27 protein-coding genes and 3 pseudogenes are annotated in these 25,963 nt (G+C 35.0%); 19 read left to right on the forward strand and 11 right to left on the reverse strand.

Going from position 1 to position 25,963, the window contains the following annotated elements; all coding sequences use genetic code 11:
• Nucleotides 1-4: 4 nt before the first annotated feature.
• A complete protein-coding gene (locus AAGD70_RS00140; RefSeq protein WP_065095171.1) occupies nt 5-1,030 on the reverse strand; it encodes an extracellular solute-binding protein in 1,026 nt (341 codons plus the stop codon).
• Between the two features lie 454 nt (nt 1,031-1,484).
• Here AAGD70_RS00140 and AAGD70_RS00145 point away from each other — a divergent pair.
• A pseudogene (locus AAGD70_RS00145) lies at nt 1,485-2,070 on the forward strand (DUF6444 domain-containing protein); the annotation flags it as partial.
• Between the two features lie 7 nt (nt 2,071-2,077).
• Here the strand turns inward: AAGD70_RS00145 and AAGD70_RS00150 are convergent.
• Nucleotides 2,078-3,460: pseudogene (locus tag AAGD70_RS00150) on the reverse strand (IS4 family transposase).
• 108 nt (nt 3,461-3,568) lie between these two features.
• On the opposite strand from AAGD70_RS00150, the gene AAGD70_RS00155 reads away from it, so the two are divergent.
• A complete protein-coding gene (locus AAGD70_RS00155) occupies nt 3,569-3,790 on the forward strand; it encodes a hypothetical protein (protein WP_156517974.1) in 222 nt (73 codons plus the stop codon).
• A gap of 131 nt (nt 3,791-3,921) precedes the next feature.
• Here the strand turns inward: AAGD70_RS00155 and AAGD70_RS00160 are convergent, their stop codons facing one another.
• From AAGD70_RS00160 to rlmB, 4 genes are all read right to left on the reverse strand, one after another.
• The gene (locus tag AAGD70_RS00160; RefSeq protein ID WP_065094397.1) at nt 3,922-4,899 is read right to left on the reverse strand and encodes a quinone oxidoreductase family protein; all 978 of its coding nucleotides are present in this window, start codon (nt 4,897-4,899) and stop codon (nt 3,922-3,924) included.
• Nucleotides 4,900-5,069: 170 nt separating this feature from the next.
• A complete protein-coding gene (locus AAGD70_RS00165) occupies nt 5,070-5,606 on the reverse strand; it encodes a cytochrome c oxidase assembly protein (protein ID WP_065094396.1) in 537 nt (178 codons plus the stop codon).
• The gene (locus tag AAGD70_RS00170; protein WP_010962942.1) at nt 5,607-6,329 is read right to left on the reverse strand and encodes a Bax inhibitor-1/YccA family protein; all 723 of its coding nucleotides are present in this window, start codon (nt 6,327-6,329) and stop codon (nt 5,607-5,609) included.
• A 79-nt stretch (nt 6,330-6,408) separates the two neighbouring features.
• Nucleotides 6,409-7,173 (reverse strand): 23S rRNA (guanosine(2251)-2'-O)-methyltransferase RlmB, encoded by a 765-nt coding sequence (gene rlmB, locus AAGD70_RS00175; RefSeq protein ID WP_065094395.1) that lies wholly within the window; start codon nt 7,171-7,173, stop codon nt 6,409-6,411.
• A 93-nt stretch (nt 7,174-7,266) separates the two neighbouring features.
• On the opposite strand from rlmB, the gene AAGD70_RS00180 reads away from it, so the two are divergent.
• On the forward strand, nt 7,267-7,761 hold the full coding sequence (locus tag AAGD70_RS00180) for a Smr/MutS family protein (protein ID WP_065094394.1): 495 nt from the start codon (nt 7,267-7,269) through the stop codon (nt 7,759-7,761).
• 279 nt (nt 7,762-8,040) lie between these two features.
• Here the strand turns inward: AAGD70_RS00180 and AAGD70_RS00185 are convergent, their stop codons facing one another.
• Nucleotides 8,041-8,172, reverse strand: a complete 132-nt coding sequence (locus AAGD70_RS00185; RefSeq protein WP_255356250.1) for a hypothetical protein — start codon at nt 8,170-8,172, stop codon at nt 8,041-8,043.
• A 403-nt stretch (nt 8,173-8,575) separates the two neighbouring features.
• The gene (locus AAGD70_RS00190) at nt 8,576-9,610 is read right to left on the reverse strand and encodes an aspartate-semialdehyde dehydrogenase (protein ID WP_012673309.1); all 1,035 of its coding nucleotides are present in this window, start codon (nt 9,608-9,610) and stop codon (nt 8,576-8,578) included.
• A 140-nt stretch (nt 9,611-9,750) separates the two neighbouring features.
• On the opposite strand from AAGD70_RS00190, the gene AAGD70_RS00195 reads away from it, so the two are divergent.
• Together AAGD70_RS00195 and AAGD70_RS00200 are read left to right on the forward strand one after the other, a co-directional pair.
• Complete coding sequence (locus AAGD70_RS00195) at nt 9,751-10,203, forward strand: hypothetical protein (protein ID WP_065094393.1); 453 nt, start codon at nt 9,751-9,753, stop codon at nt 10,201-10,203.
• 50 nt (nt 10,204-10,253) lie between these two features.
• Nucleotides 10,254-10,391 (forward strand): hypothetical protein, encoded by a 138-nt coding sequence (locus AAGD70_RS00200; RefSeq protein ID WP_156517973.1) that lies wholly within the window; start codon nt 10,254-10,256, stop codon nt 10,389-10,391.
• A 123-nt stretch (nt 10,392-10,514) separates the two neighbouring features.
• On the opposite strand, the gene AAGD70_RS00205 is transcribed toward AAGD70_RS00200, so the two are convergent.
• On the reverse strand, nt 10,515-11,789 hold the full coding sequence (locus AAGD70_RS00205; protein ID WP_065094392.1) for an APC family permease: 1,275 nt from the start codon (nt 11,787-11,789) through the stop codon (nt 10,515-10,517).
• A gap of 110 nt (nt 11,790-11,899) precedes the next feature.
• Here AAGD70_RS00205 and AAGD70_RS07715 point away from each other — a divergent pair.
• The 7 genes and pseudogenes from AAGD70_RS07715 (at nt 11,900) to AAGD70_RS00245 (ending at nt 16,109) form a co-directional block, all read left to right on the forward strand.
• Nucleotides 11,900-13,367 (forward strand): annotated as a pseudogene (locus AAGD70_RS07715) (hypothetical protein).
• Nucleotides 13,368-13,500: 133 nt separating this feature from the next.
• Entirely contained in the window at nt 13,501-13,743 is a 243-nt protein-coding gene (locus AAGD70_RS00220) for a hypothetical protein (protein WP_156517972.1), read from the forward strand.
• A gap of 112 nt (nt 13,744-13,855) precedes the next feature.
• A complete protein-coding gene (locus AAGD70_RS00225) occupies nt 13,856-15,022 on the forward strand; it encodes an aspartate kinase (protein WP_065095287.1) in 1,167 nt (388 codons plus the stop codon).
• Between the two features lie 91 nt (nt 15,023-15,113).
• Nucleotides 15,114-15,317: an IS5 family transposase gene (locus AAGD70_RS00230; RefSeq protein ID WP_007549940.1), complete on the forward strand. Its 204-nt coding sequence runs from the start codon at nt 15,114-15,116 to the stop codon at nt 15,315-15,317.
• Nucleotides 15,318-15,350: 33 nt separating this feature from the next.
• Nucleotides 15,351-15,479 carry a hypothetical protein gene (locus tag AAGD70_RS00235; protein WP_281178734.1) on the forward strand — a complete coding sequence of 43 codons (129 nt, stop codon included), beginning with the start codon at nt 15,351-15,353 and terminating at the stop codon, nt 15,477-15,479.
• Between the two features lie 17 nt (nt 15,480-15,496).
• Nucleotides 15,497-15,913, forward strand: coding sequence for a hypothetical protein (locus AAGD70_RS00240; protein WP_245610997.1), 417 nt, complete (start codon nt 15,497-15,499; stop codon nt 15,911-15,913).
• A complete protein-coding gene (locus AAGD70_RS00245; protein WP_065094389.1) occupies nt 15,897-16,109 on the forward strand; it encodes a hypothetical protein in 213 nt (70 codons plus the stop codon). Before AAGD70_RS00240 ends, AAGD70_RS00245 begins: the two co-directional genes overlap by 17 nt.
• A 154-nt stretch (nt 16,110-16,263) precedes the next feature.
• Here the strand turns inward: AAGD70_RS00245 and AAGD70_RS00250 are convergent, their stop codons facing one another.
• Both AAGD70_RS00250 and AAGD70_RS00255 read right to left on the reverse strand, forming a co-directional pair.
• A complete protein-coding gene (locus tag AAGD70_RS00250) occupies nt 16,264-18,180 on the reverse strand; it encodes an ATP-dependent helicase (RefSeq protein ID WP_065094388.1) in 1,917 nt (638 codons plus the stop codon).
• 127 nt (nt 18,181-18,307) lie between these two features.
• Entirely contained in the window at nt 18,308-18,736 is a 429-nt protein-coding gene (locus tag AAGD70_RS00255) for a hypothetical protein (protein WP_065094387.1), read from the reverse strand.
• A 232-nt stretch (nt 18,737-18,968) separates the two neighbouring features.
• Between AAGD70_RS00255 and AAGD70_RS00260 the strand changes: the two genes are divergently transcribed.
• The 7 genes from AAGD70_RS00260 to ccmE all read left to right on the forward strand — a co-directional run bounded on the left by AAGD70_RS00260 (nt 18,969) and on the right by ccmE (nt 25,935).
• Entirely contained in the window at nt 18,969-19,556 is a 588-nt protein-coding gene (locus AAGD70_RS00260; protein WP_065094386.1) for an NADH-quinone oxidoreductase subunit J, read from the forward strand.
• Nucleotides 19,547-19,855 (forward strand): NADH-quinone oxidoreductase subunit NuoK, encoded by a 309-nt coding sequence (gene nuoK / locus AAGD70_RS00265; RefSeq protein ID WP_006012916.1) that lies wholly within the window; start codon nt 19,547-19,549, stop codon nt 19,853-19,855. Before AAGD70_RS00260 ends, nuoK begins: the two co-directional genes overlap by 10 nt.
• A 4-nt stretch (nt 19,856-19,859) precedes the next feature.
• A complete protein-coding gene (nuoL, locus tag AAGD70_RS00270; protein WP_065094385.1) occupies nt 19,860-21,707 on the forward strand; it encodes an NADH-quinone oxidoreductase subunit L in 1,848 nt (615 codons plus the stop codon).
• A gap of 3 nt (nt 21,708-21,710) precedes the next feature.
• Entirely contained in the window at nt 21,711-23,153 is a 1,443-nt protein-coding gene (locus AAGD70_RS00275; protein ID WP_065094384.1) for a NuoM family protein, read from the forward strand.
• Nucleotides 23,150-24,514 (forward strand): NADH-quinone oxidoreductase subunit N, encoded by a 1,365-nt coding sequence (locus AAGD70_RS00280; protein WP_065094383.1) that lies wholly within the window; start codon nt 23,150-23,152, stop codon nt 24,512-24,514. Before AAGD70_RS00275 ends, AAGD70_RS00280 begins: the two co-directional genes overlap by 4 nt.
• A gap of 17 nt (nt 24,515-24,531) precedes the next feature.
• Nucleotides 24,532-25,425, forward strand: a complete 894-nt coding sequence (locus tag AAGD70_RS00285) for a biotin--[acetyl-CoA-carboxylase] ligase (protein ID WP_065094382.1) — start codon at nt 24,532-24,534, stop codon at nt 25,423-25,425.
• A gap of 117 nt (nt 25,426-25,542) precedes the next feature.
• The gene (ccmE, locus tag AAGD70_RS00290) at nt 25,543-25,935 is read left to right on the forward strand and encodes a cytochrome c maturation protein CcmE (protein WP_065094381.1); all 393 of its coding nucleotides are present in this window, start codon (nt 25,543-25,545) and stop codon (nt 25,933-25,935) included.
• Nucleotides 25,936-25,963 lie beyond the last annotated feature (28 nt).

The raw sequence follows: 25,963 nt of genomic DNA on the forward strand, positions 1-25,963 counted from the left end.
GGGATTACTTCCACTTACACTCATCCGCTATCATAACAGCCTCAAAAAGATGCTTCTCAAGTTCACTTAGAGGCAAATCACTTTGTGAATAATTTCCCCAAGATTTTAGTATATCGGAAGTTTCAACGCCTTCAATAATAGGATATTCTTGGTTTTTTTTAGCGTATAACTCTTGAGCCTGCTTGCTTACTAAAAATTCCAATAAGACTATAGCATTTTCCCTGTTTTTTGCGTTTTTTGTTACTGCTGCACCACTGATGTTTACCATTACACCGTGATCGTTGCGATTAGGAAAAAAAGCCCCTAGCTTGTCTGCAACATTCTTTTTATTTTCTGATGAAAGAATTCTCGCAAAGTAGTAGCTGTTTACTATTGCAACATCTCCCTCACCGGCTGCTACGGCGTAAATTTGATCAGTATCACCACCACTTGGTTTTCTTGCCATATTGCTCACAATTCCGCTTACCCATTCTTTCGTCTTTTCAAAACCATTATTTGCAATCATAAAAGCAATTAACGATCTGTTATATGGACTTGTAGAAGAACGCACTAATATTTTTCCTTTCCATTTTTCATTTGCTAAATCTTCATAAGTACTTAAGTCCTTAGGGTCTACTGACTCTTTATTGTAAACCAATATCCTAGCTCTTTTTGTAAGACCAAACCAATAATCTTCACTGTCTCTAAATCTTGCAGGTATAACACTTTTTAAAACCTCTGAATCTACTTGAGATAAAAGGCCTCTTTTTTTTGCTAGAATTAAGTTGATTGCATCAGCAGTCAAAAATAAGTCAGCTTCACCACCGTTTTCTATTCGTGAAAGTAACTGAGAATAATCATCAATGATGTAACGTACTTTAATGCCTGTATTTTTCGTGAATTCATCAAACAAAGTACGTACTAATTCTTCTTTGCGCGATGAATAAACATTTACCACTTGTGAGTCATTAGTTCCGTCGTTTCTGTATAAATAAGTAATAACTATCAATATAATTGCTATTAAGGGTGTGAATATAAAGGCTTTTTTCATATTGGATAAAAAATAACTTCTTTCAGTTAAAGTTACCAAGATGGTACAACTTTAGCAAGTGTAAAGTTCGTTAGATAAATCATAAAAACTTCCTTGACAAGCTTCGCCAGCCCCCTTATTATAACACTGAAGCTATTTATTTATCTTCGCAATCTCTGCAGTGGATTAATGACAAAAAACTTAATGTATTTGGCGTAAATCATGCTTAATTTTTTGCACTATGTGCACCTTATGTCTTTATAAAATTTCTAGGTTTTTACCTAATATAAGCTGAAATGCGCTATTTAAAACATTAAAAAACGCCAACTTAAAAAATGGATAGTGAATAACTAGCTACCCTAGGGTTTCTTTTGCCTTTTTTTCTGTTTAGTAAATTGTATCCGTTCAGCGGAGTGGTAGAATAAGGTAGACAAAGTGATCTAAAAAGATAATCATAGAGCAAAAGTGAGGTAATGTGGTAAACCTTTTAGAACTTTGCAAAAATTTACAGCAAAAAATAGAAAAACTGAAAGCAGAGATAGAAAACTTAAAAGCAGAAAATAAAGCTTTAAAGATAGAGAACGCTGAATTAAAGGAAAGGCTTGGTTTAAACTCGAAAAATTCATCTCTACCGAGCTCTAAAGAATTGTACAAAACAAAAAAGGACAAGCCAAAAAGCGAAAGGAATGTTGGCGATCAGGTTGGGCATAAAGGAAATTTTCATGCCACAATGGAAGCGGATAAAGTAGTAAAAATAGAGTTGCCTAATATTTGCGAATGCGGAGGAGAGCTTGTAATATGCGAAAAACCTTATGTGCACCAAAAAGTTGATCTTCCGGAAATTAGGCCTTATGTAGTAATTGGAACATGGTCGTTGTCGGAGATGCAGAAAAAGAAAAAGTAGCAAGTTACCAGAAGGTGTTACGCCAGATACATTTGGTCCAAGGGTTAAGTCTATAATTGCAGCACTCAGCGGATTTTACAAAAACTCAAAGCGTGAAGTGGCTAGTATCATAAATGACATTTTTAATTTGAACATAAGTGTTGGCAGCATATCAAATCTTACTATTACCCACAAATATGAGGTTCGTGAGCAAGTCGCCATCCTTCTGCTAAATCAAAGAGACGTTTATATCCTTTCCAAAGAACATAAGGTCCTGGTTCTGGGTCATTTTTTCTTGCTAAATGGCCTCCAAGTTCATGAAACAGCTTCTTTTATGTTGGGAACTACACTTGGACATGGTTTTCTGTGTATTTTAACGTATAAAACTTTCCATTCCTCTTCAGCTAATAAGGTAGTACATGGTAATGTTGCTTGCAATTGATGTAATAAAGAAGATCCTCCAAGCAATAATACTCACAACTGTTAGATATCTCATTAGTCTTTCTGCTATTCCAAGCCTACATTCTTCAACTTTGAGACCGGATTTAAAATTTTATGTAATATCTCTATTTTCCATCTAAGGCAATACCAACTAATTTTTTCAACAGCTTCATCGAAAGTATTAACTGAAAGATTCGTTAATAGCATCCATTCTAGCGGTTTTTTTTAAGGGAAGGGGAGTTTTCTCAACAACATAAACTGCATAAAGTGGTAATTTAGGTAGTTCTTCCGTCTTATGCCTAATATTATTCTTAGATGGATTCATCATAAACTTTCCAAATCTAACTTCCAAACGTGCTGTTCTTTTTGGCTTATTATCTTTTACAGGAACTTCAACTTCTACCGTACCTGCACAATGAGAGAAATGCCCATAACTTCTGCTCACCTTTTTCAGGATATCGAGATTTTCTATTTACTGCTCTATCTCTGCATGCTCTAACTAGCACTGCCGAATTAAGATTATGTGCAAGCTCAAAAAAGTCATATATATCTGCTTCTCTATCGCATACAGTTATAGTCTCAGTTTGAGTTGGATCAATAATATTATTTGTTTTTCTTAAAGTTTCCAACCACTTTACGCTTTCTTTATCTTCAATGCGATCGCTCTTTTTTTTAAGGTTTTCAGTTTCTTCAGGTCTTGAATAAACTTTTTGATCTAGTATCCCTAGTACCAAACCTTCTATACTAACGGCAAGAGCTGTATGCATTATAATACCTTTTGCAGTATCATAACTGGACAAATTTGCTAATCCGCTTGTTTTTTTATGGTTATTATATATAATGTAACTGGTATCTTGAATGACAAGAACCCTCTTGTGAGCTTTTGTTCTCTCAACCGTCTTATTAATATGTGTAGCTAAAATATCACTTTCTTTTACATTCTCATTTTGAAAAAAACGGTATGCTGCTTTTGCTTCTGACCAACTTCCGCATGCCTCATTAATTGAGCTTTCAGGTAAACTTATCAAACTATCAGCAATCTTTACTAATCGGTCAGTTAATCTTTTATCTCCAAGTACAGCATCTCCAAATTCATTTTTAGCCCATTCATTACTCTCGTTTGCCATTTTTATACCCTCAATATTTGCAAACTTTAATATTGTAATATTTTACTTTTTAGTCCATTTATATTTGTGGGTAATAGTAAGGAATGACACCGTCTTGGATGGAAACCAGTGTCAGCTACTTTCATGACACCATCACAAGGTGAAACTGGATCCCAGTGTCTGGGCACTGGGATGACAAGAAGAGAGCACTGGAATGACAGGAGAAGGGGGGCTACTACCGTCATAAAGGAACCAGTGTCAGCTACTCGGATGATACCTTCTTTCTACTTAGTTTGGGTTATGCAAGAAGTCTATTCGCGGTATCTCAGCATAGATTCCGCTAACAAGTAGCGGAATGACGGTTGTCGGTAAGCCTAAGTTAGTTTAGCTATATGCTTTTAATTTCCCCAAAAGGAGAATTAAATATGTGAAACTCTAGTTGATATGATTTAATGAATGGTTAGTTTAGATTACTAATTTATTTAAGAAACTTTGATAATATTTAACCCACTCGCTTTTCTATTTTCCATATCGCGATGTGCTTGAATTATTTCATCAAATTTATATTTTTTATTGATCCGTACAGTTAAAAGTTTTTTTCTTAGCATCTCAAAGATTTCCATTGTGGTAAGCACTAATGTGAATCTATCATGCTTATAATGGTATATTGAGGTTCCAGTTGCAAATAACGAACGTGAACTAAGTAAAGAAAAACTAATAGGAGCGTTACCTGATATCTGCCCATAGGAAACGTATATGCCGAACCTGCCTAAAGATTCAAAAGAGAGCTTGCTTGTAGCGTAACCTATGGGGTCATACACTGCACCTACTCCTCTGTTTTGCGTAATCTCCATAATTTTAGAAACGAAGTCTTTATCATTGTAGTTTATTGCGTATGTGCAGCCACTTTGTAAAGCTATCTTCATTTTTTCATCAGAGCTTACAGAACCTATCACTACACCTTTTTTATCCTTTGCCCATTGGCATATTATTTGTCCTAAACCACCATTAGCCCCATGAACTAGCACGAAAGCACCAGGCCTAACTTTATAAGATTGATTAACTAAATAGTGAGCTGTCATACCTTTAAACAGCACTGCAGCAGCAACTTCATCAGATATGTTATCTGGAATTTTTATCAGATATTTCTGGTGTATAATGCGCTTTTCACAATATGCCCCTGGAGGAGCTGTGCAATATCCAACTCTATCTCCGACCTTCAATCCATCACTGATTTTTTTACCAAGCTTTTCAATCACTCCCACTGCTTCCACTCCAAGCACTGATGGTAGATCTTTAATTTTGCGCATACCTTTTCTGTGCTCTAAATCATAACGATTTAAGCCGATAGTTGTGTGACGTACTAAAACTTCCTCGCCTTTTGGCTCACCTATGCTCTTATCTACAAATTCTAATACTTCTGGTCCCCCAGTTTTTTTAATTTGTATAGCTCTAACCATGATGAATATTAAGATAAAAACTTTGATTATGTTATCTAACAATTAATATTTTGCAAAGTTATTGTTTTCACAATCAATAGACTTCTTGCGTTACCTCCTGTCATTCCAGTGTCAGCTACTTGGATGACACCCTATTGATTACTGAAATGACACGGTTTGCAAACATTCTGTTACTTAAGCTTAAAGAACGTGTATGATAGTGTTATTTCGCCCAAATCTTTTGTATTACTATCAAGCATTATCTCAGGATCTATATAGAAAGATACGGGCATAGCTGCTTTTTGTTTTGGTAGCAACATTTGTTCTTCAAAACAAAAGCATGCAATTTTATTGAAATACTTACCTGCTTTGAAAGGCGTAACATTATACACCGCCATTCCAAATGAAGGCTGATCAGATAGATTTTTTGCGTAATAAAACGCTAAACTTTGTTCTCCTATGTTTACGTCAACGTAGTTAGTTTCTGATTTAAACTCCCAAGGTAGATCGGACATTATATCAGCATTGAAATGGACCCTGATCTTTTGGTTAGTTATATTTGTTGTTGTGTTAGTTACTTTTCTTATTGTGCCACCATACCCAGTAGCTTTACAGAAAATGCTATATAGAGGTACCGATGCATATGCAAGACATATCATCGACACAACTAAAGATACTAAAAAGAAAACTATAGAATTCTTACTGCCTTTCCTTAAAAAGGAAAACATCTAATCCCTATTGTTGAACAAGTTAAGTAACCTGAGTAGATTGAGAAATATATTAATAAAGTCAAAATAAAGATTAGTTGCACCGAGTATTGCCAATTTAGTAGTAGCAACTTCTGATCCGTCATTATGTTTATAATAAACGTCCTTGATTCTTTGAGCATCATACGCAGTCATTAAGGTAAAGACTATTACTGATATGAACGATATTGCAAAGTGGAGAGGACTACTTCCAAGAAATAAATTTACTATAGACGCAATGATTAACCCCCAAACTCCCATAATCAAGAAAGAGCCCATACTTGTAAGATCTCTTTTTGTAGTATTGCCATATAAAGCCATAGAGCCAAACATGATTGATGTAATGAAAAACGCCCTTGCTATATTTTCTGCAGTATAAACTATAAAAACATAAGATAAGGAAAGCCCCATTAACACTGAGAACGAGAAAAATATAGTAACGGCAGACTGAGCACTTAGGTGTTGAATTCTATAAGACATGTAGAACACCAATGCAACCGGAGATAACATTACCACAAGCGATAGAACGGGATTAGAATAAATTACTTGAAAAAGACCAGAAAATACTGTTAAAAATGCAACAAGCCCTGTGACGCCCAAAGCTAAAGCCATGTAATTATATACTTTAGTTAGGTAACTTCTAAGCCCAGCACTATAATAAACGCCTTGAGAGCGAATATCCTGTTCATTTCTCATATAAGACATAATATAACTCCTTTTATCCATTACTTAACACATTATAATATAAAACCATATTTTTATCAAGTGTTTTTATTATAAACAGCTATGCGCTGGCATTTGTTTTAATATAAATAGAATATAGGCCTATTGCTGCTGCGTTTGAAACATTTAAACTGTTAATTGCATTTGACATTGGGATTTTTAAAAGATAATCACAATTTTCTTTAACTAACCTCCGCATTCCTTTCTCTTCAGAACCAAAAATAATTACTCTTTTTTTCTCAAAACTCTTTATTTCATCTATATTTTCTTTAGCATTGCAATCAAACCCGTAACACCAGTAGCCGACCTTTTTTAAATACTGCATAGTTTTTACTATATTTGTAACGTATATTAGCGGAACAATATCTAAAGCCCCACTTGCTGCTTTTGCAATAGATGCATTTTCACTCGGTGAATGGTTATGTGGTAAAACCAATGCGTCGACATTAAAACAAGCTGAAGTTCTTAAAATTGATCCAATATTGTGCGTGTCAGTGACTTGATCTAAAATGACTATAGTAGAGCTGTCGTTTGAGCTTTCAGCTACTTCTTCGATGCTTAAGTTATAAAGAATAGGGGCAACATTTAAAGCAATTCCCTGATGGTTAGCACCTTTGGGTAAAACGTCATTAAGTATTTTGTTTTCTACTAATCGAACTTTAATGCCCTTACTGTCTACACATTGCCTAATTTCTTTTTCGTGTTCTCTATAGAAATTTTCTGTTGCTAACAGTTCTATACACCGCCTATTTTTATTTCTTAATGCTGACATGCAGGTGTGCTTTCCATACAGCCAAAAATTCTCATTAGTTTTCGACGATTTCATCGTATTATTGAAAATCTGGTTTTTTATAGAATAAGCAACATTTTACTATGTTTGGATATTGTTGTAAAATTATACAATTCGATTAATGCGTTTATGTCGGACGATGAGTTGGATTGGCAAAAAAATGTTAAGCCAATAGAATGTAGAAAAGTTACTTTGAAAGTTGATCATAAAGTAAATATAAAGTCTATGGTTGATAAAGGTACCTCCGACTTACAAGGGAATTTTCTTAATACCAATAATGGTAACTCATCATTTTGTCTTGACTACAACACAAAATCAAAGATTGATAGGGGTAAATATTTTATAAGCGATAAGCTCGATTTGCATGGCTATAATATAGAGGATGCTTACTGTAAATTGATAGATTTTATTATCAAAAATTATCGAGCAGGAAATAGATGTTTATTGGTAATTACGGGATACGGCAGTGCAACAAATAAAACAGACACTATGAAGAATAACTTAAATAAGTGGTTAAATGATACTAAAATCCAGCATATGGTTCTATACTACCAGCAAGCTACGAAAAAACATGGTGGTAAAGGGGCTTTTTATGTTTTATTAAGAAGGCTTAGGCCCTATTAGCTGCTTAAGTTTCCTTTTAAGCCTTAATTTTTCTTGTATAACCATACAGTGTTCGGCAGCGCGTGACGCACAACTGTGCGAACATTGTGATTTGGGTCTACCAGGAAGGATGTCTCCCAGTACCTCTTTTCCCATCATCCCGCTACGTGTTAGCGGGATCTCATTTCACTTTATGAGGGTGTCATCCGAATAGCTTGACTACTTGGATCCAGATTGGATACTGAGTTGGTGAGTATAAAAGTATAGCTTATACGTCATACCGCCGCGGTATCTCAGCCGCTAACACGTAGCGGGGTGACGAGTTACTATACCGCTGCGAACCGTCATACCGCGATTTATTCCATAGCTGTACGAACATTCATTTTTGAAGGTAAACTGCACAGCAAATGGTGTCATTCCAGTGCTTGACACTGGAATCCAGCCGGCTTTGTTGCATCGCTAGCTATGATGGATTAAAGATAAAAAAGGTGGAGAATATCAGTAGCTTATTATTCTGGTATTTATAACAAGAACGGTCAGTGAATACCTAAATTTGAGTAAAAGAAATTTCACTACCACTCACTAATCCGGCTAAAATTCAAGAATTTCAATGCTTTAGCTATTTTCAATAGAATTAAATTTATTAATATAAATAACAAGTTACTATTCTTAAATTTGATCAGATTGATTGCAAAAAAAACAAGATTTTCAATAAGTTGCTTATAATCCTAATTATAGTTAGCCTTTCATAAGTAGCGATGCAACAAAGCCATTCCAGCGTCACGCGCTGCCATGTGGTATACAAATTTCCTTCGAATTACAACGTACGTGCGCTCTATATGCACTTGATTGACAAATGCTCTCTTATCAAAATCTCAAGAATCTGCACTATATTTAATGCTGCGCCTTTGCGCAGGTTGTCAGCCACTATCCACATATTTAATCCGTGCTCAACAGTATTGTCTCTTCTAATACGCGATACATATACAGCATTCTCCTGTACAACATCAATTTGAGTTATGTATTCACTATCTTCACGCCTGTTGTACACTAAAACTCCACTATCTTCGGCTTCACTTAGCACTTCACGAGCTTGTTCTTCAGTGATATGTTGATCAAATTCCACATTTACTGCCATAGCGTGACCGATAAAGACGGGTACCCTTACACAAGTTGCAGTAACTTTTATATCTTCCTCTAAAATTTTTTTTGTCTCCTCTTGCATTTTCCATTCCTCTTCTGTAGAACCATTTTCCATGAATTCTCCTACATGGGGAATGCAATTGAATGCTATTTGCTTAGAGAATATCTTGGGTTTTTTAGCTTCGTTCATAAAGATTTTTTTTGTCTGGTCATAGAGCTCATCCATTGCTGCTTTGCCTGCACCAGAAGTTGATTGATAAGTTGAAGCAACGATTCTCTTTATTTTTGCTTTTTGGTGTAATAGATGTAGTACTAGCAGCATCTGTATTGTAGTACAGTTTGGATTGGATATTATGTTGTGGTTTTTATATTCCATAATTTTTTCTTTATTAATCTCTGGAATAATGAGTGGCACACCCTCTTTCATTCTAAAATGGGAACTGTTATCTATCACGATGCATCCAGCCTGTGTTGCAATTGGTACATACTCTTCAGAAACATGAGATCCAGCACAGAAAATGGCTACATTAGTTCCAACGAAGTCATAATCCTCAAGGCATAAAACTGTTAACTCTTTGTCACCAAAGCTCACCTTCTTCCCTTCTGATTTTTTCGATGCAAGTGCAATAACGCAATCTATCGCCTCATCTTGAAATTCAGCAAGCGTGCTTAATACCTCACGCCCTACTCTTCCGGTTGCTCCAATAACAGCAATTTTGTATCCCATATAGATGAACCTCTAATTTCAAAGTTCTATTATATTTTTACTGACAAAATTTACAATTGTTTTAATATTTTTACCTTGCAATTAATTGTAATTTAGCTATTATTATGCAATATTAGTAATATTACATAATGAAATGAAAGATGAGTAAGGAATACGATGAAACTAAGGTTAAACCTGCAATTTCTACACCTCAAGGGCCTGAAGGAACCAATGGATCAAAGGCCCAAAGTGTTCTTTCGAATAAAAGAAAGCCTACAATAAATTTTGATGATAAAAAGTATGGTGTAAAAACCTCTAAAATAGACCAACAGTCTCTAAACAAAAGACAAGAATCTTCAAAGCTAAGAGATTTCTTAAGGTCAATACCAATAATAAGGAGATTTTTAGCAAGGATTTTCACACCTGAAAAAATAGAAATCATCAGTAACCCTATATATGACAACATGAAAGCATATAAAAAATCGCAGGAAGATTACCCTAGTAAGATAAAAGATGAAACTAGTATAGATGATGAACACACAAAAGAAGTAGATAGTAAACTTGAGAAGGGTAATGTTGAACAAGTGGACAACAAGAAAAGTCGTGGTTCATAAATATCAATCATTTAAAAATTATCTCTAGCTACAACATTGTATCTGCTCAGATGCATGGCTCATGTACAAATATTGAAACAAAAATTCCAGTGCTCCCTTTCTTGTCATCCCAGTGCTTGACACTGGGATCCAGATTGGGCACTAAGTTGGTAAACACGAAAGCGATTAATCCTTTACAACGTTTTTGATGGAACTGCGCGAAAGAACTGGATGCCAGTGTCACGCACTGGCATGACACCCATTTCTTCCTATAGTTGTCTTTTCTCGTCTACCTTATTTTGCCACTCTGCTGAACAGATACATAACATTTGCTATACAGAAACTCTGCGATACCAAAATAAATAAAGAGGTACGCCACTTGCAGTGAATAAGCTTGCGATCAGCAAGGTATTCACAGAAGTTTCAAATATTACCCAACAGCAAAAGGTTGTTGCTATACTGCCAATTAAAAATTTGTAACAACTCTTTTCTTGCACAATAACTCTGAGAAAAGCAAGACTGCATGCAAGGTAAACAAATAAAAATGAAACTACAGAAAAGTCGATAATTGATGTGATCTGCTTAGCAAAATTGTTGCTTGAAGTGAGAATTAGTAGAACTGAAGTACCAACAGAGCTGATTGTTATGCCCCAGAAAGGAGAACCGTGCTTGTTTCTTTGAGCAAAAAACTGTGGCATCAGTTTATCTTTTGCAAGGCTGAGGGCCACTTGTCCACTAGCTAGTACCCAAGCGTTTAAAGTACCAACACAAAAAATGAACGCAGTTATAGAAATAATCAAGTGCCAATTGCCAGAGGCCATAATTTTTATTGCGTCAACATATGGTGCTCTTGAACTTGCTAAATCATTGCCATTTATTAATCCCATAATTGCAAGATTGTTGATAAAATACACAACAGCAACAGAGATTGTTCCAAGTACCACAGCTCTTGGTATTGTTCTAGCTGGATTATCAACTGACCCTGCAGGTGCTGTTGCCAATTCAACTCCAATAAAACCCCATAGAGTAATAAGTGTAGAACGGGCAAGAATCTGCGATGTTGTAAGATTTGATATTTCTTCACTTATGATGAAGTTATTTCTATCAAAAAAAAACAATGCTGCTATAGGTATTACAAGCAATACAGAAATTTTTATCACCGTCAATAAAAACTCAACACGTCCAGCAGTAGCTACTCCTCTAAAATTTATTAGTGTAATAATTGTAAGTAATAACATCTCTAAAAACAGATGTACGTTTTGAATATCTTCATGGAAAAATGGTGTAAGATAACCAACACCTACAACTATTACGGCTGTTGTGCTAACCCATGAGATCACCCAATACGTCCAACCAACAAAAAAAGCTGCAGCAGGGCCAAAAGCATGCTTTACATAGACGTGAGGGCCACCCGTTTCCGGAAATTTTGCGCAGAGTGAGGCAAAAACTAAAGCAAGAGATATAGCACCAAGCCCTGATATTATCCAGCTTATAAGGCTATACATGCCATATGGAGCAAGGCTAATTGGAAGCATAAAAATTCCAGAGCCAATTTGACTACTAATCACTAAGGCAAAAATAGCCCAAAAACCTATTTTATTTGACACAATAATTCTTATCTAAATAGATTAACAATATACCCTAAACTCAGAAATTTCAATCGATCTTTTAACATAAAAACTTGCATTTTTCTCAATTTATTTCTAAAATAGATTATATTAACAAGTTATTAAGAGGAGGTTATGGATCCGAGGTTAAAAGCATTTTGGTTGTTTGTGGGTATGCTTTATTATTTGTTGCTTGTATCGCAGCATGGGTTCTGTTTTTATATTTAGCCAATATGTTTCTTCAATTCTTTTTTCCTCAAGTCTCAAGTGAACCAGCCATCGAATTAATTCTTAATATACTCTCTTTGGTCATGCTTGCTGTTTTCTTGGGTATATATATACTTTGCTCTATTTTTACAGAAAAGGTTACAAGTAGCTATCGATCTTTCAAAAATGAAAACGGTGATTATGATGCCTTTTCTGAAGTGTATCATGATCCAACAATAAGTGTAAGAGATAAAATCTTGCTTTTTTCTATACATTTAATATATTGGATACAGTTGCCATTTCTGTATTGTACTTTGAAGATACTTGCCGTTAATAGCTTACTGCAAGGATGGAAAGATGAAGGATTTTCACTACCTCTTCAAGCGTGTTTCATACTTATAAATGCTATATTACTGATTCCAGTAGCACTTCTTGAGTTAATAAAGTATCCATTGATAAAGCTCTTCTCACCTTTGGGTTGGAATGTAAAGCAGCTAAGCTTTTTGTTTAATGTAAGTGATGTGGGCACTGGCAGTCAAAGTGTTCATACTAGAAGTTTTGAGAAAAGCACCATTAAATGTGCTAAAGAATTAAAGGAAAAATATGGGACACCATCAAATGAGTTAGATGAAGAGTTTAAAAGTTATATAAACGGTTTAACAAGTGAGCAAAAATACTGGATAGAACCTTATCTAAGATTGGATGATTATGAGATTGGGAAGTGGGTAAATTGGGTGGATTCACGAACCGGATTGACACCGACACAGGCTATAAATTTAGTTTTAATTGCAGCAAGAGAGCAAAATGCAGACGTAGAACATTTGAAAGGTACATTACTGGTTCGCTTTCGTGAAAGTAAACGCAAATGTGGTCCTGGAATGCTTATCCGCATCATTTATGCATTAAGTAGCCTTGAAGCAAAAAACTAACTTTGCAGCTCTACTAGAGCCTCGGTCAATAGGAAAGTTGGCTGGTAATGCTACTAAAAGATTTTTTGAGAGATATATGGACAAGCATTACTATAAGATAAAAGTTTTGAAAGAAAATTTTGATGATTTGTATTCACCAGGTTCTGAGGTGGATTTAAGCAGCGTGAGTGATGAAGTAAAGGATGGCATTTCTTATACAAGAGATGCTATAAAAGAATTTGTGTTTAAGGAATTATATGTAATGTTTTATAACGGCTATGGAAAAAAAGGTATTAGAAGAAGTGAGATAAAGCAAAAACTAAGGGAATTAATAACAAATGAAGTTGTAGATGCGGCAATATACTCTGAAATAGATGAGATAGAAATTCCTCCAGAACCACCTACTTATCTTGAAAAAGTAAAAACATTTTTTGGAGGTCATGCAAGGTCTTCTGCTGCTTAGTGGTTTAATTCGTGCTATATAGCTAAACTGACTTAGATTTACTGACAATTTTAAAACAATAAATTCGTCATTCCGCTACTAGTTAGCGGAATCTATACCGCGAATGAATCCATAGCTGTACGAACATTGTGATTTGAGAGCAATTTCCACAAGGGAGGATGTCATTCCAGTGCTTGGCACTGGAATCCAGCCTTTATTATGCAGCTATCTGGTGTACTTATTTAAAATTAAGTTTTCTGGATCTCAGTGCCAAAGCACTGGGATGACACCCTTCCTGGCGGAGATTATTCTCAAATCACAATGTTCGTACAGTTGTGGGCTTGACCATAGGATCCAGTCTAAAAAATCTGGATTCCAGTGTCACGCGCTGGAATGACAACTTAAATTGTTCAATACAATCATAAAATTTGTTTCAGTAAACCTAATTTGGGTTAGCTATATCTCTACAAAAACTATATTTTTCTTCAGAAGAGAGTTATATTGTAACTATGGACAAAATAATCATAAAAAAATTTGGTGGGACTTCGCTAACTGATTTAAACCGAGTTGCAAATTTGATAAAAAACGATATTGAGAAAGGTTGTAATGTAATCGTTGTTGTATCTGCTGTTGCAGGATTTACTGACCAAATGGCTTTTCAGGCTAGGCAAATCTCAAATTTAAGTTGCAGACAAGAGTTATCAGAGTATGACGTTATGCTTTCAGCAGGAGAACAAATCTCTTGCGGTCTATTAGCTATCACTCTCCAATCGATCAGAGTTAATGCTAAATCATGGCTTGCCTGGCAGTTACCAATTGTAACTGATGATTTTTATTCTGAGTCTAAAATAAAAACAATAAAGATTGACCGTGTGAAAAGATCTTTTGCTGAGGGTTATACTGCTGCGATCATCGCTGGTTTTCAGGGTATAAATGATGATAGAATCACTACTTTTGGAAGAGGAGGCTCTGATATATCAGCAGTTGCCTTCGCGATAGCCTTTGGTGTTAGAGCTTGCGAAATTTTTACTGATATTGATGGAATATATACAGCAGACCCGAGAATTGTTCCAAAGGCACGCAAGCTCAAATTTATCTCTTACGATGAAATGTTGGAAATGTCGTCATCTGGTGCTAAAATACTGCATAATCGTTCAGTACAACTTGCAATGAAACATAACATTAAAGTGCAAGTGCTATCCACTTTTAAGGAAGTAGAAGGCACCACAGTGCTACACAAAAGGGATGTACTAGAGAGATACTTAATTACTGGAATAGCTTATAGCACTAATGAAGCTCTTGTAACTTTCACTAACCTTGCAAATAACTTGCGTACTTTAAGAGATATAGCAGGAGCAAACGTTAAAATTGATATGATACATGGGTCAAGTTTTGTTATCTCCAAATTTGATATTGATTTAATGGAAAAGTTACTGAATAAGAATGAAAATTATGCTATAAACGATAATGTAGCTAAAATTTCAATAATTGGTATTGGTGTTATGTCTAACACTGAAGTGATGCACCGCACACTCAAGGTTTTAAGCGAAAAAAAGATAGAAATACTTGCTATCACAACATCTGAAATCAAAATCAGTATAATTGTTCAAAAAGAATACGCTGTAGCTTTAGTCAAAAATTTACATACTGAGTATGAGCTTGATATGCAGCACTAGGATAGGCTTGACGTCCAGTTGTCTAAGAGTATGTCTTGAAAAGGAATGAGGAAAAAAATATGATAGTGTAAGTAAAAAATAGGAGGGAAAATTGTATCCAAGTGATATAAGTGATAAGGAATGGGAAATTTTGGAGCCACATGTTGCACAAGGAAAGATAGGGAGGCCAAGAAAGCACAATATCAGAACAATTATTAATGCAATAAGGTATATAATGAGAGGTGGTTGTCAATGGAGAATGCTGCCGAAAGATTTTCCTCCATGGAAGACGGTGTATGACTATTTTCTCAGGTGACGTAGTAATGGCAAATTGGAAAAAATACATAATATGCTAGTAAAAGAGGTAAGAAAAATGTTTGGTAAAAATGAAACACCTTCAGTAGGAATAATTGACAGTCAATCAGTAAAAACCACTCAAAAAGGGGATCCAGAGGATATGATGCTGGAAAAAAAATAAAGGGTAGAAAACGTCATATTGTTGTAGATACAGTGGGCCTAATTATTGCGGCTGATGTTCATAGTGCAAGTGTTCAAGATCGTGATGGTGCTCTAAATCTTTTCACTCAAGCTAAATACAAGGCTCCAACTTTACGTAAGTTTTTTGCTGATCAAGGATACATAGCAAAACCGCTGTTTATTGGAGACAGGATACGATTACCAAGAAAGCTGTTGATGTTACAGGATTATTTCGACAATCTGGACCACAATTTAGCACTGCAGGCTATCAAAAAGCACACAGACTGCAAATGGGTCATACTGTATGTTGAAAGGTGGATGAAATCCCCTATTCAGCAAGCAGATGGCAGTAAGGTAGTTAGGGAAAAAAGGAGTTCCGCAAGGAGGTTCAATAAGCCCAATCATTTCAAACATATTTATGCACCATGCATTTGATATATGGATGAAACAAAATCACCCAACAGTACCATTTGAAAGATATGTGGATGATGCGATAGTGCACTGCAGAACTAAAAGACAGGCAGAATTTATGCGAGCAGCAATCGAAGAAAGATTGGCACAATGTAAGCTAAAATTGCAACCTGATACCAATGCCATTCCAAAACTCCATCATTATACTGCCTTAGTATAACCTTCTCACTTCTATTGTCTATTTGTTTGTTATGTAATAGAAATTGGTATGAGATTGAAGAATTAAGTGTGAACGGTTACAGAATTTTTGCCAGGAGAAACATATAGTTGAAGTAATTCAGATTTGTAAGATATGTTTATCTGCAATTATAGCTTCAACAGTAGGCAATGTTGCTTTTAATTACCTCAACATTTTCTCTTGGCAATTCTTTAATGAACCGAGAAGTGCGCATCGGTTGCCACTGGTTGTTAATTTCCCTCCTATCTGCACATAAAATGATTAACCTTTCTTTGGCTCTGGTTATGCCAACATATGCGAGTCTCCTTTCTTCTTCTAAAGCTTTACCACTTTTGTCATCAAAAGATCTTTGATGAGGAAATAATCCCTCTTCCCAACCAGGTAGAAACACGCACGGGAATTCAAGTCCTTTGGCTGCATGAAGAGTCATAACATATACAGTGTCATCGTTATTCATATTATCCACTTCCATCACTAGACTTATATGCTCCAAGAAAGTTGTGGCATTATCGAAATTTTTTAAAGATGAGATGAGCTCCTTGACATTTTCTATTCGTGCTAAGCCTGTTACCTCCTCATTTTCAAGCATTTCAATATATCCTGATTGGTTTGCTACGATTTTAACGAATTCATGCAGTGGTTTTACACTTACCATCTCTTCCCAAGCTTTAATTTTATTTAAAAAATCGTTGAGTGAGAGTTTAATTCTTTCGGTTACCTGATTACTATTAACTAATATTTTTGCTGCCTCAAAAAAAGAAATTTTATTATCCTGAGCAGTCGTGTATATTTTCTTTAGAGTTGTAGCTCCTATGCTTCTTTTTGGCCGATTTACTATCCTTTCGAAAGCTAAGTCATCGTTATTGTTTGTAACGAGTCTTAAATATGCAATTATATCCCTGACTTCCTGACGTTCGTAGAATTTTACACCACTTATAATCTTGTAGGGAATTGAATATTTTATAAAATACTCTTCGAGAACTCTAGTTTGAAAAGTGGCCCTTACCAGCACTGCAATGTCACTAAATCTGTATTTATTGAGCTTTAATATCTGTTCGCTTATGAACCTTGCTTCAGCTTTTCCATCCCATAACTTTATTACGTTTACCTTTTCCCCTTCAATGTTTGTTGTCCACAATTTTTTTTCTAAGCGAGTCTTATTGTGATTGATAACATATGACGCAGTTGCAAGTATGTGGGATGTTGACCTGTAGTTACACTCTAGTTTAACGGTTTTTGCATTTTTAAAATCATCAGAAAACTTCAAAATATTTTCAACTTCTGCACCACGCCAACTGTATATTGATTGATCGTCATCTCCTACACAGCAAATATTTGAGTGCTCTTTTGCAAGGTATTTTAGCCAAAGATATTGTATCGCATTTGTATCTTGATACTCATCTACCATGACATATTTAAACTTATTTTGGTAGTAGGACAGAACTTCAGTCTTTTGATTAAAGAGTTGTATGTTATATAGCAATAAGTCACCAAAATCGACAGAGTTAAGGAATTTTAACCTTTCCTGATACTGGTGATAGACTTTGAGTGCAGTTACGTACACTGGCCTAAATGATTGAATATCTTCCACTTCAGGTGGCAATAAGCACTTCTCTTTCCATTGCTGAATAATATTCATAATGGTCTTACATTTTTCTGATAGGTAATCAGGGCTTATTTCATTAATAATATTTTTTATTACCTGTAATTGGTCATCCACACCAATGATTGTAAAATTGGAATTTAGTCCCACGACTTCAGCATGATGACGTAGAATTTTTGCTGCAATTGCATGGAAAGTGCCAAGCCATGGTATGTTTGTGCCTGTTAGCTCAAGTACCCTTGATACCATCTCATTTGCTGCTTTATTTGTGAATGTAACTGCTAATATTTCATCAGAATAAGCGTGACCGTTTCTAATTATGTGCGCTATTCTTGAAGTAATCGTTCTTGTTTTTCCCGTTCCTGCTCCTGCCAGTATCAAAACTGGTCCATCTATGTTAGTTACAGCTGATTGTTGTTCTGGATTTAGCAGTGAGAGATAATCGTTCATCTTAGCCCTATAGATTATAACTTCGTAAAGTTAAACCTATGATCGAAATATTGTAAAGGTTTTATTGAATAGAACAGTTAAAGAATGCTTCACTCAAGTACTACATATTTAAACGTAGGTTTTACATCTATTTTGTTTTAGTAGTTTCAGGTGTATGTCGAGTAACAACAACTTGATTTGAGGTATTGGCACCAGAACTTCTGCTTGTTGGGTGGATAAGTGGAGTTTGGAATGACTTATATGTACGGTTTAGTTCCTTCATTTCTATTTCTTCAACTTCAACAAGGGGTTTTTCTTTTGGGGTATAGCGATTATGCGTTGCAGGTCGTTCAGTGAGATTTTCATATGTTTCTTTCAACCAAGTTCCGATATCATACATAAATCCATACGCTTTTTCTTTAAATTCTCTCAATGATCTACTGAAACTTGCTAGTGTGTTATTAAAGTAAATTGTCATATAGTCTCTTGTGGTATATTGATAACTTTCTCCATCTAGTCTGCTACTTTGTGCGTTAGAACTATTGTTGCTTTTGAAATAACCAAATATGTTGTACATTTTGAGCCGCCATTAATTACTAACATACACATATTATATATTGATAAATTAAAATAGTTAAGGATAAATTAAGGATTTAGTGTATTGATTAAGCACTTAGAGAGCGCTCTGTATAATAATTTAAAATGGAGCTGGAGCTTTGTAGTACAATGTTTTCAAACGTTTAATATAATATTGACTTTACCACGATAGTTACTTTAAATTAGTAACTATTGTTGCAGTTAAAGTATCGATGCCTTTTTTCTTTTATTTTTTTGCAATTCTTAGCATTTTATCTGCTGTTTGTGTAATTAGCGTAAGAAATCCTGTGCATGCAGTATTATTTTTAATTTTTACCTTCGTTAATTCTGCAGTTCTTTTTATTCTCCTTGGAGCTGAATTCATCGCTATGATGGTGCTGATAGTATACATCGGTGCAGTTGCAGTGTTGTTCCTCTTTGTAGTTATGATGCTCGATATTGACTACATAAGGTTGCGCCAGGGTTTTGCAAAGCATTGCACTCTTGGTGCTATGTTGTGTGTTGTGTTTTTTCTAGTCATCAGCTTTGTAATCCGCAGCTCAGCACCGAATATAAGCAATGTTATAAACTATAATACCAATAATGTGAAAGCTATTGGTAATTTGCTGTATACCGACTACATGTACGCTTTTCATCTTTCTGGTATTCTGCTGCTTGTTGCAATTGTCGGTGCAATTGCTCTTACTTTGCAGGACAAGAAAAAAGGAGTTAAAAAACAGAATGTATTAAAGCAATTGACACAATCTTCATCTGTAAAATTGATTAAGGCTAAATTTGGAAAAGGAGTAGAATGGAAATAGGATTAAATCACTTTTTGATAGTTGCTGCTGTTTTGTTCACTATTGGAGTGTGCGGTATTTTCATCAACCGTAAGAGCATAATCAATATATTGTTATCAATAGAAATATTATTGCTGGCAATTAATATCAACTTAGTTGCTTTTTCTGCCTTTATGAATGATATAGTTGGGCAAATTTTTGTGATGTTTGTGTTGACTGTTGCGGCAGCAGAGTCAGGAGTTGGGCTTGCAATATTGGTTGTATATTATAGAAGCCGTGGCAATATAGATGTTGAACAAGCAAATTTAATGAAAGAATGAAAGTATGATGGATATACTGAAATTAATAGTATTTTTGCCACTTTTTGGTTCGCTATTTGCAACACTTTTTAGAAAAAGTCAGTTAGTTACAACGGCAGGGATTGGAATATCTGCAGTTTTATCTTGGTATGTTTTTCTCACCTTCTCTGAAAATTATCACTTGAGTTTATTTCCTTTGTTTTCATTAAGTGTATTAAAAGTAAATTGGGCAATTAGTGTGGATGCTCTCTCATCCTTAATGCTTATTGTTATTACCACCGTTTCACTAGTAGTCCACCTCTATTCTATCGGTTATATGGAGCATGATAAAGGGAAGTCGAGGTTTTTTTCTTACCTATCGCTATTTACGTTTTGCATGATTGTGCTGGTTGTAAGCGATAATTTCGTGCAGCTTTTTTTTGGCTGGGAAGGGGTTGGCCTATGTTCTTATTTACTCATAGGATTTTGGTTTCAAAAATATTCTGCCAATAATGCAGCACTCAAAGCATTTGTTGTGAATAGGGTAGGGGACTTTGCACTATTGATTGGAATCTTTCTTATTTATTATACATTTAATTCTCTAGAATTTGCATATATATTTGATACAACTGATTTTCTTGGCACTCAAAACATTCGTGTGTTCTGCTGTGAATTTAAAATAATGCATATAATATGCATATTACTTTTTATTGGCTGTATGGGAAAATCCGCGCAACTTGGCCTACATGTTTGGTTACCAGATGCAATGGAAGGGCCAACTCCTGTTTCTGCACTCATTCACGCAGCAACGATGGTAACAGCAGGTATATTTTTAGTAGCAAAGTGTTCTCCATTGTTTGAGTTATCAAATGTGGCACGAGAATTAATAGTTATCGTTGGTGCACTTACTGCTTTTTTTGCAGCCACCGTTGCGATTACTCAGAACGATATAAAGAAAATAATTGCTTATTCAACCTGCAGTCAACTTGGTTATATGTTCATGGCATGTGGGCTTTCTGCTTACAATGTTGCTATTTTTCATTTAATGACACACGCTTTTTTTAAAGCTCTACTATTTCTTGGTGCTGGCAATGTGATTCATGCAATGCATCATGAGCAAAACATTCAGAAAATGGGAAATTGCTGGAAGAAAATCCCTTGCACTTACACTCTCATGTGGATTGGGTCTCTTGCGCTTTCTGGAATATTTCCATTTGCAGGTTTTTACTCAAAGGATTTGATAATTGAACATGCTTATAGCACGGATAGCTTTGCTTTTGTAATAAGCTTAGTTGTTGCATTCTTCACAGCGTTTTACTCTTGGAGGTTATTGCTTCTTGTGTTCCATAGCCAAAAACAAAGTAAAATTAATATACATGAGGCACCAAAGATTATGCTTATACCATTACTGATACTCGCTTTTGGATCAGTATTTTCTGGAATATGGGGAGCAAATATTTTGAACATAACTAGTAATGCGTTTTGGAAATCAAGTTTAGTGATGATTGATGAGCATGGAGTTCATAATTTCTTTATAAAACTACTGCCAACCTTAGCAAGCCTAAGTGGAATAGCACTTGCGTACCTAATTTACCAATATCAAGTAATTAGGCAAATTAAGAGTAAATTTTTACTTAAGTTTTTGCAGAATAAATGGTACTTTGATGAGGTGTATGAGTTTGTTATAATTGCACCGATAAGGTTTATATCTAGGCTTCTATGGAAGTTTGATGTTAAGGCTATTGATTCATTTGGGCCAAATGGTGTTGTAAGGTTGGTTAATGAATGTTCAAAAAGTTCTATAAAGTTACAAACTGGTTATATATTTGATTATGCATTTATTATGTTTGTTACTTTAATAATCGGTGCTTTATATATTATTGGAATTAAATAGAAGGTGTTGTTACTTAGTATATTTTTGCTTCCACTGATAGGAGCGTTGATTTTATCCTTAATCAGGATTAATCATCAATCTATACACTTAAGATTCCTTGCTCTATTTTTTGCTGTACTTCCATTTTTGCTTAGCATTGTAGCTTGTATAGAATTTGATTATAACGATGCGGACTTTCAGTTTGTCAGCTACCCAATTAGAAATGTTGGAATAGGGATAGATGGTATATCGTTGCTTTTCCTTCTGCTTACAACTTTCTTGTTTGTAATTTGTATACTCTACAACTGCAAAATGAGTTATACAACCCTTAGGCCATATATGGCATTATTTCTACTGCTTGAGAGTTTTGTAGTCGGTTTTTTCGTTTCACTGAATGCTATAAGCTTTTATGTGTTTTTTGAAGCTGTTTTAATACCAATGTTCTTTATTATTGGCATTTGGGGAGGAAAACACAGGGTATATGCAACGTTTAAGTTGTTTCTTTATACATTAACTGGCTCATTATTATTTCTACTTGGATTGGTGTACATCTATAGCACTTTTGGGACGTTTAATATACAAAAATTAGCTACATTAGTGCCAAACCTTGATCTTGAAGTGCAGTCATTGCTGTGGATTGCATTTTTTATTTCTTTTGCAGTAAAAGTACCGATGTTTCCATTTCACACTTGGCTTCCTGATGCACATGTGCAATCACCAACTTCTGGATCTGTGATTTTAGCTGGCTTGCTTATTAAAATGGGGGGATATGGATTTTTAAGGTTTTCTATTCCAATGCTTCCTCAGGCAAGTTTGTATTTTTCAAATTTCGTTGTTGTGCTGAGCATTATTGCGGTGATATATGCTTCGCTAGTTGCGTTTGCTCAAGATGATATAAAGAAGTTAATAGCTTATTCTTCAATAGCACATATGGGGATCGTTACCGCTGGCCTCTTTTCATTTTGTGAGGAAGGAGTACTGGGTAGCATATTTCAAATGATTAGTCATGGCCTTATTTCTGCTGCTTTATTTTTATGTGTTGGAATGCTATATACTCGAACTGGGACTTTGGAGATTGCAAAATATTTTGGCATAGTAAACACAATGCCAAAATTTGGTTTTATGTTCATTTTATTTTCAATGGCTTCAATAGGGCTACCTGGAACATCTGGGTTCGTAGGTGAGTTTTTGGCTATGATTGGAATGTTTAAGAGCATAGGGTTTTTTACAGGATTTATCGCACTTGGCACTATTTTAAGCGCAGTTTATATGCTGAATTTATGTAAGCAAATAATATGGGGGGTTAGCTATTCTAAATTATTAAATAACCGCTTGGATAGCATAGAATTTTCTGTCTTAATTCTGCTTGCAGTGTTTGTTATTTTGCTTGGATTCTACCCAACCCTTGCACTGAATTATTTGAAGCCATGCATGGCAAATTTGTTAGTCAAATATAATGCGCTATGAACTATATACAGATATTGCCGGAAACGTTCTCTATTATCTCCTCGTTAGTGTTGCTGCTGCTTGGGATTATATTTAACCGCCGCACTATCAATTTACTAGCACTTGGCTGCACAGTGGTAACCTTGATTATTTTAATTCTTTCGGCAAAAAACAATGAAATTTTTCTCTTTAATTCGTTGTTAAAACTCAATTTATACATCAGGTCAGCCCAAGGGTTAATTCTCAGCACAGGAATTTTAATACTTTTGATGCTGAATTTATCAAAATATGACTATAAATATGAATTTTCAATACTGATTCTTTTTGCACTGTTTGGCATGATAACTTTGGTTTCAGCAAATAGTCTGATTTCTTTTTACTTAGCTTTTGAGTTGATGAGTATATCTTTATATGTTCTTGCGAGCTTTAATAAAGATTCAGCTTATTCATGTGAAGCAGGAGTGAAATATTTTACACTCAGTGCATTATCTTCCTGCATTATGCTATATGGAATGTCGCTACTTTATGGATATACAGGACAAGTCAATTTCTCTGAGCTCGGTTCATTCTTGCAAAGCCATCAGATAACTTATGGAATAGTTTTTGGGTTAGTTTTTATCCTTATTGGTTTGTGTTTCAAGCTTGCTATTGCTCCTTTTCATATGTGGGCTCCAGATGTCTATCAAGGTGCACCTACCATAGTAACTGCGTTTTTTTCTACGGCCCCAAAAGCTGCACTTGTAACATTTTTAATTCGATTGATGAATGAAGAGTTAGTAAATGTAAAAAGTTATGTTCAGCCTATTTTCTTATACGTTTCAGCATTGTCTGTGCTTATCTCAGCTTTTGGGGCCTTGCGTCAGCAAAACTTAAAAAGGCTGCTTGCTTACAGTTCAATTGGTCACATTGGTTTTATATTTGCTTCACTTTCTATTTTTACACAAGCAGGAACAGATAGTGCTTTAATGTATCTGGTGATATATATCATCACAAGCATAGGGCTATTCTCATATCTCGTACAAATTGACGATGACGATTGTGATATTGCAAATTTATCTGGTATAGGGAAGAAACGCCCAATTGTAGCATTTCATCTTTCTGTGCTGTTACTCTCGATGTCGGGAATACCTCCACTTGCGGGTTTTATCGCTAAATTTTTTATATTCAAAAGTTTAATAAATTCTGGCTTTATCAGCCTGTCCTTGATTCTTGTAATAGCAAGTGTGATATCATGCTACTATTATTTAAATATCATGAAAGTTATGTATTTTGATAAAGCTAGTGGTAATAAGGTTGCTTATTCTAAGGGCCTATTCATTATCACTTCGGTGGCTTCACTGATTAACCTCGTTCTTTTCTTGTACGTTTTACTCACTCATTGAACTAAAGGGCTGACAAAGTGACCCCTGAGGGCTTTCGTATTCATCATTACAAAGAAGTTTCAAGCACTAATAAAGAAGCGTTGGATTTAATTGGGAGAGGAATATCTAATGAAACTATTATTATTGCCGACAAACAAACAGAGGGTAGAGGGCGCACTGGAAAAAACTGGATTTCTCCAGAGGGTAATTTTTATGCGAGTTTGGTGATAAACCTCTTTAACGATTATCTGAATGAAAGCCAGCTTTCGGTGTCATTCCAGCGTGTGACGCTGGAATCTAGAAAAAAAGAAGAATGGATCCCAGTGTCAAGCACTGGGATGACATCAGAGGGTACTGGGATGACATCAGAGGGCATTGGGATGACAGAGAAGGGTTTGGTGAATAAAATTGCGGATGTTAGCAAATTAACAGAATTGACTTTTGTTACTGCCCTTGCTGTTGGCAACACATTACTGTCACTTATAGCTGATAGTAACGTTCAATACAAATGGCCAAATGATGTCTTAGTTGATAGTAAAAAAATCAGTGGAATATTGCTTGAAAAAAGATCCAATTCGAATTGGCTCATTATAGGAATTGGAATTAATGTCAATCATGCACCACTTCCAGGAACAACGTGCATTAGCAATTACGGTGAGTCTGTGTCTAATACAGACCTGTTAAAAGAATTAATAATAAACTTTAATAAGCTAAGAAAGCAATGGCTATTTGATGGGTTTTATGCTATAAGAAAAATGTGGTTAAAAAAAGCATTCAAGATGAATGAGCAAATCAGTGTAAAGTTAGCTGACAAATTGTATGAAGGAATTTTTGCTGATATAGATAAAAGTGGTAAATTGGTGTTGCAGCAAAAAGATGAAAGCTTAATTTATTTTGATGCAGGTGAGTTATTTATTGATAATGCATTATGAATACATATGTAATTTTTGCTTACCTTATTAGTTTTACGTTGATTACCGGAGAACTGATTTTTACCATTTCTTGCTATATTAAAAGTAAAAAAATTCTAGAAAGCCTAAAAGATAATAATGAAGAAGAAACATAAGCGATTACTTATAACTTCAGGAATTTTCTGCTTTTTAAGCTGCATAGTCTTTTTTATTTTAACAACGCTCAAAGAAAATATCTCATTTTTCTATACAGTAAGTGAAGCCATAGTCTTGCCAAATAATCAAAAGCCAATCCGTGTTGGTGGAATGGTTGTTGAAAATAGCGTGATACGGAGCGAAAGTGAAGTGATTTTTCAAATGACAGATTTTAACAAAAGCGTTATGGTGAAATATCAAGGGATACTTCCACCAATGTTTTCAGAAAAAAGTGGTATTGTTGTGCAAGGTAAAATGTTTGATAATAGTACCTTTCTTGCAGATACGGTGTTTGCAAAACATGATGAGAACTATATGCCGAAAGTTTTAAAATAGATTCCTTAACCTAGCTATATTGAAATGG

Source organism: Wolbachia endosymbiont (group A) of Nomada flava (assembly GCF_964027055.1).
Taxonomy (GTDB): Bacteria; Pseudomonadota; Alphaproteobacteria; order Rickettsiales; family Anaplasmataceae; genus Wolbachia; species Wolbachia pipientis.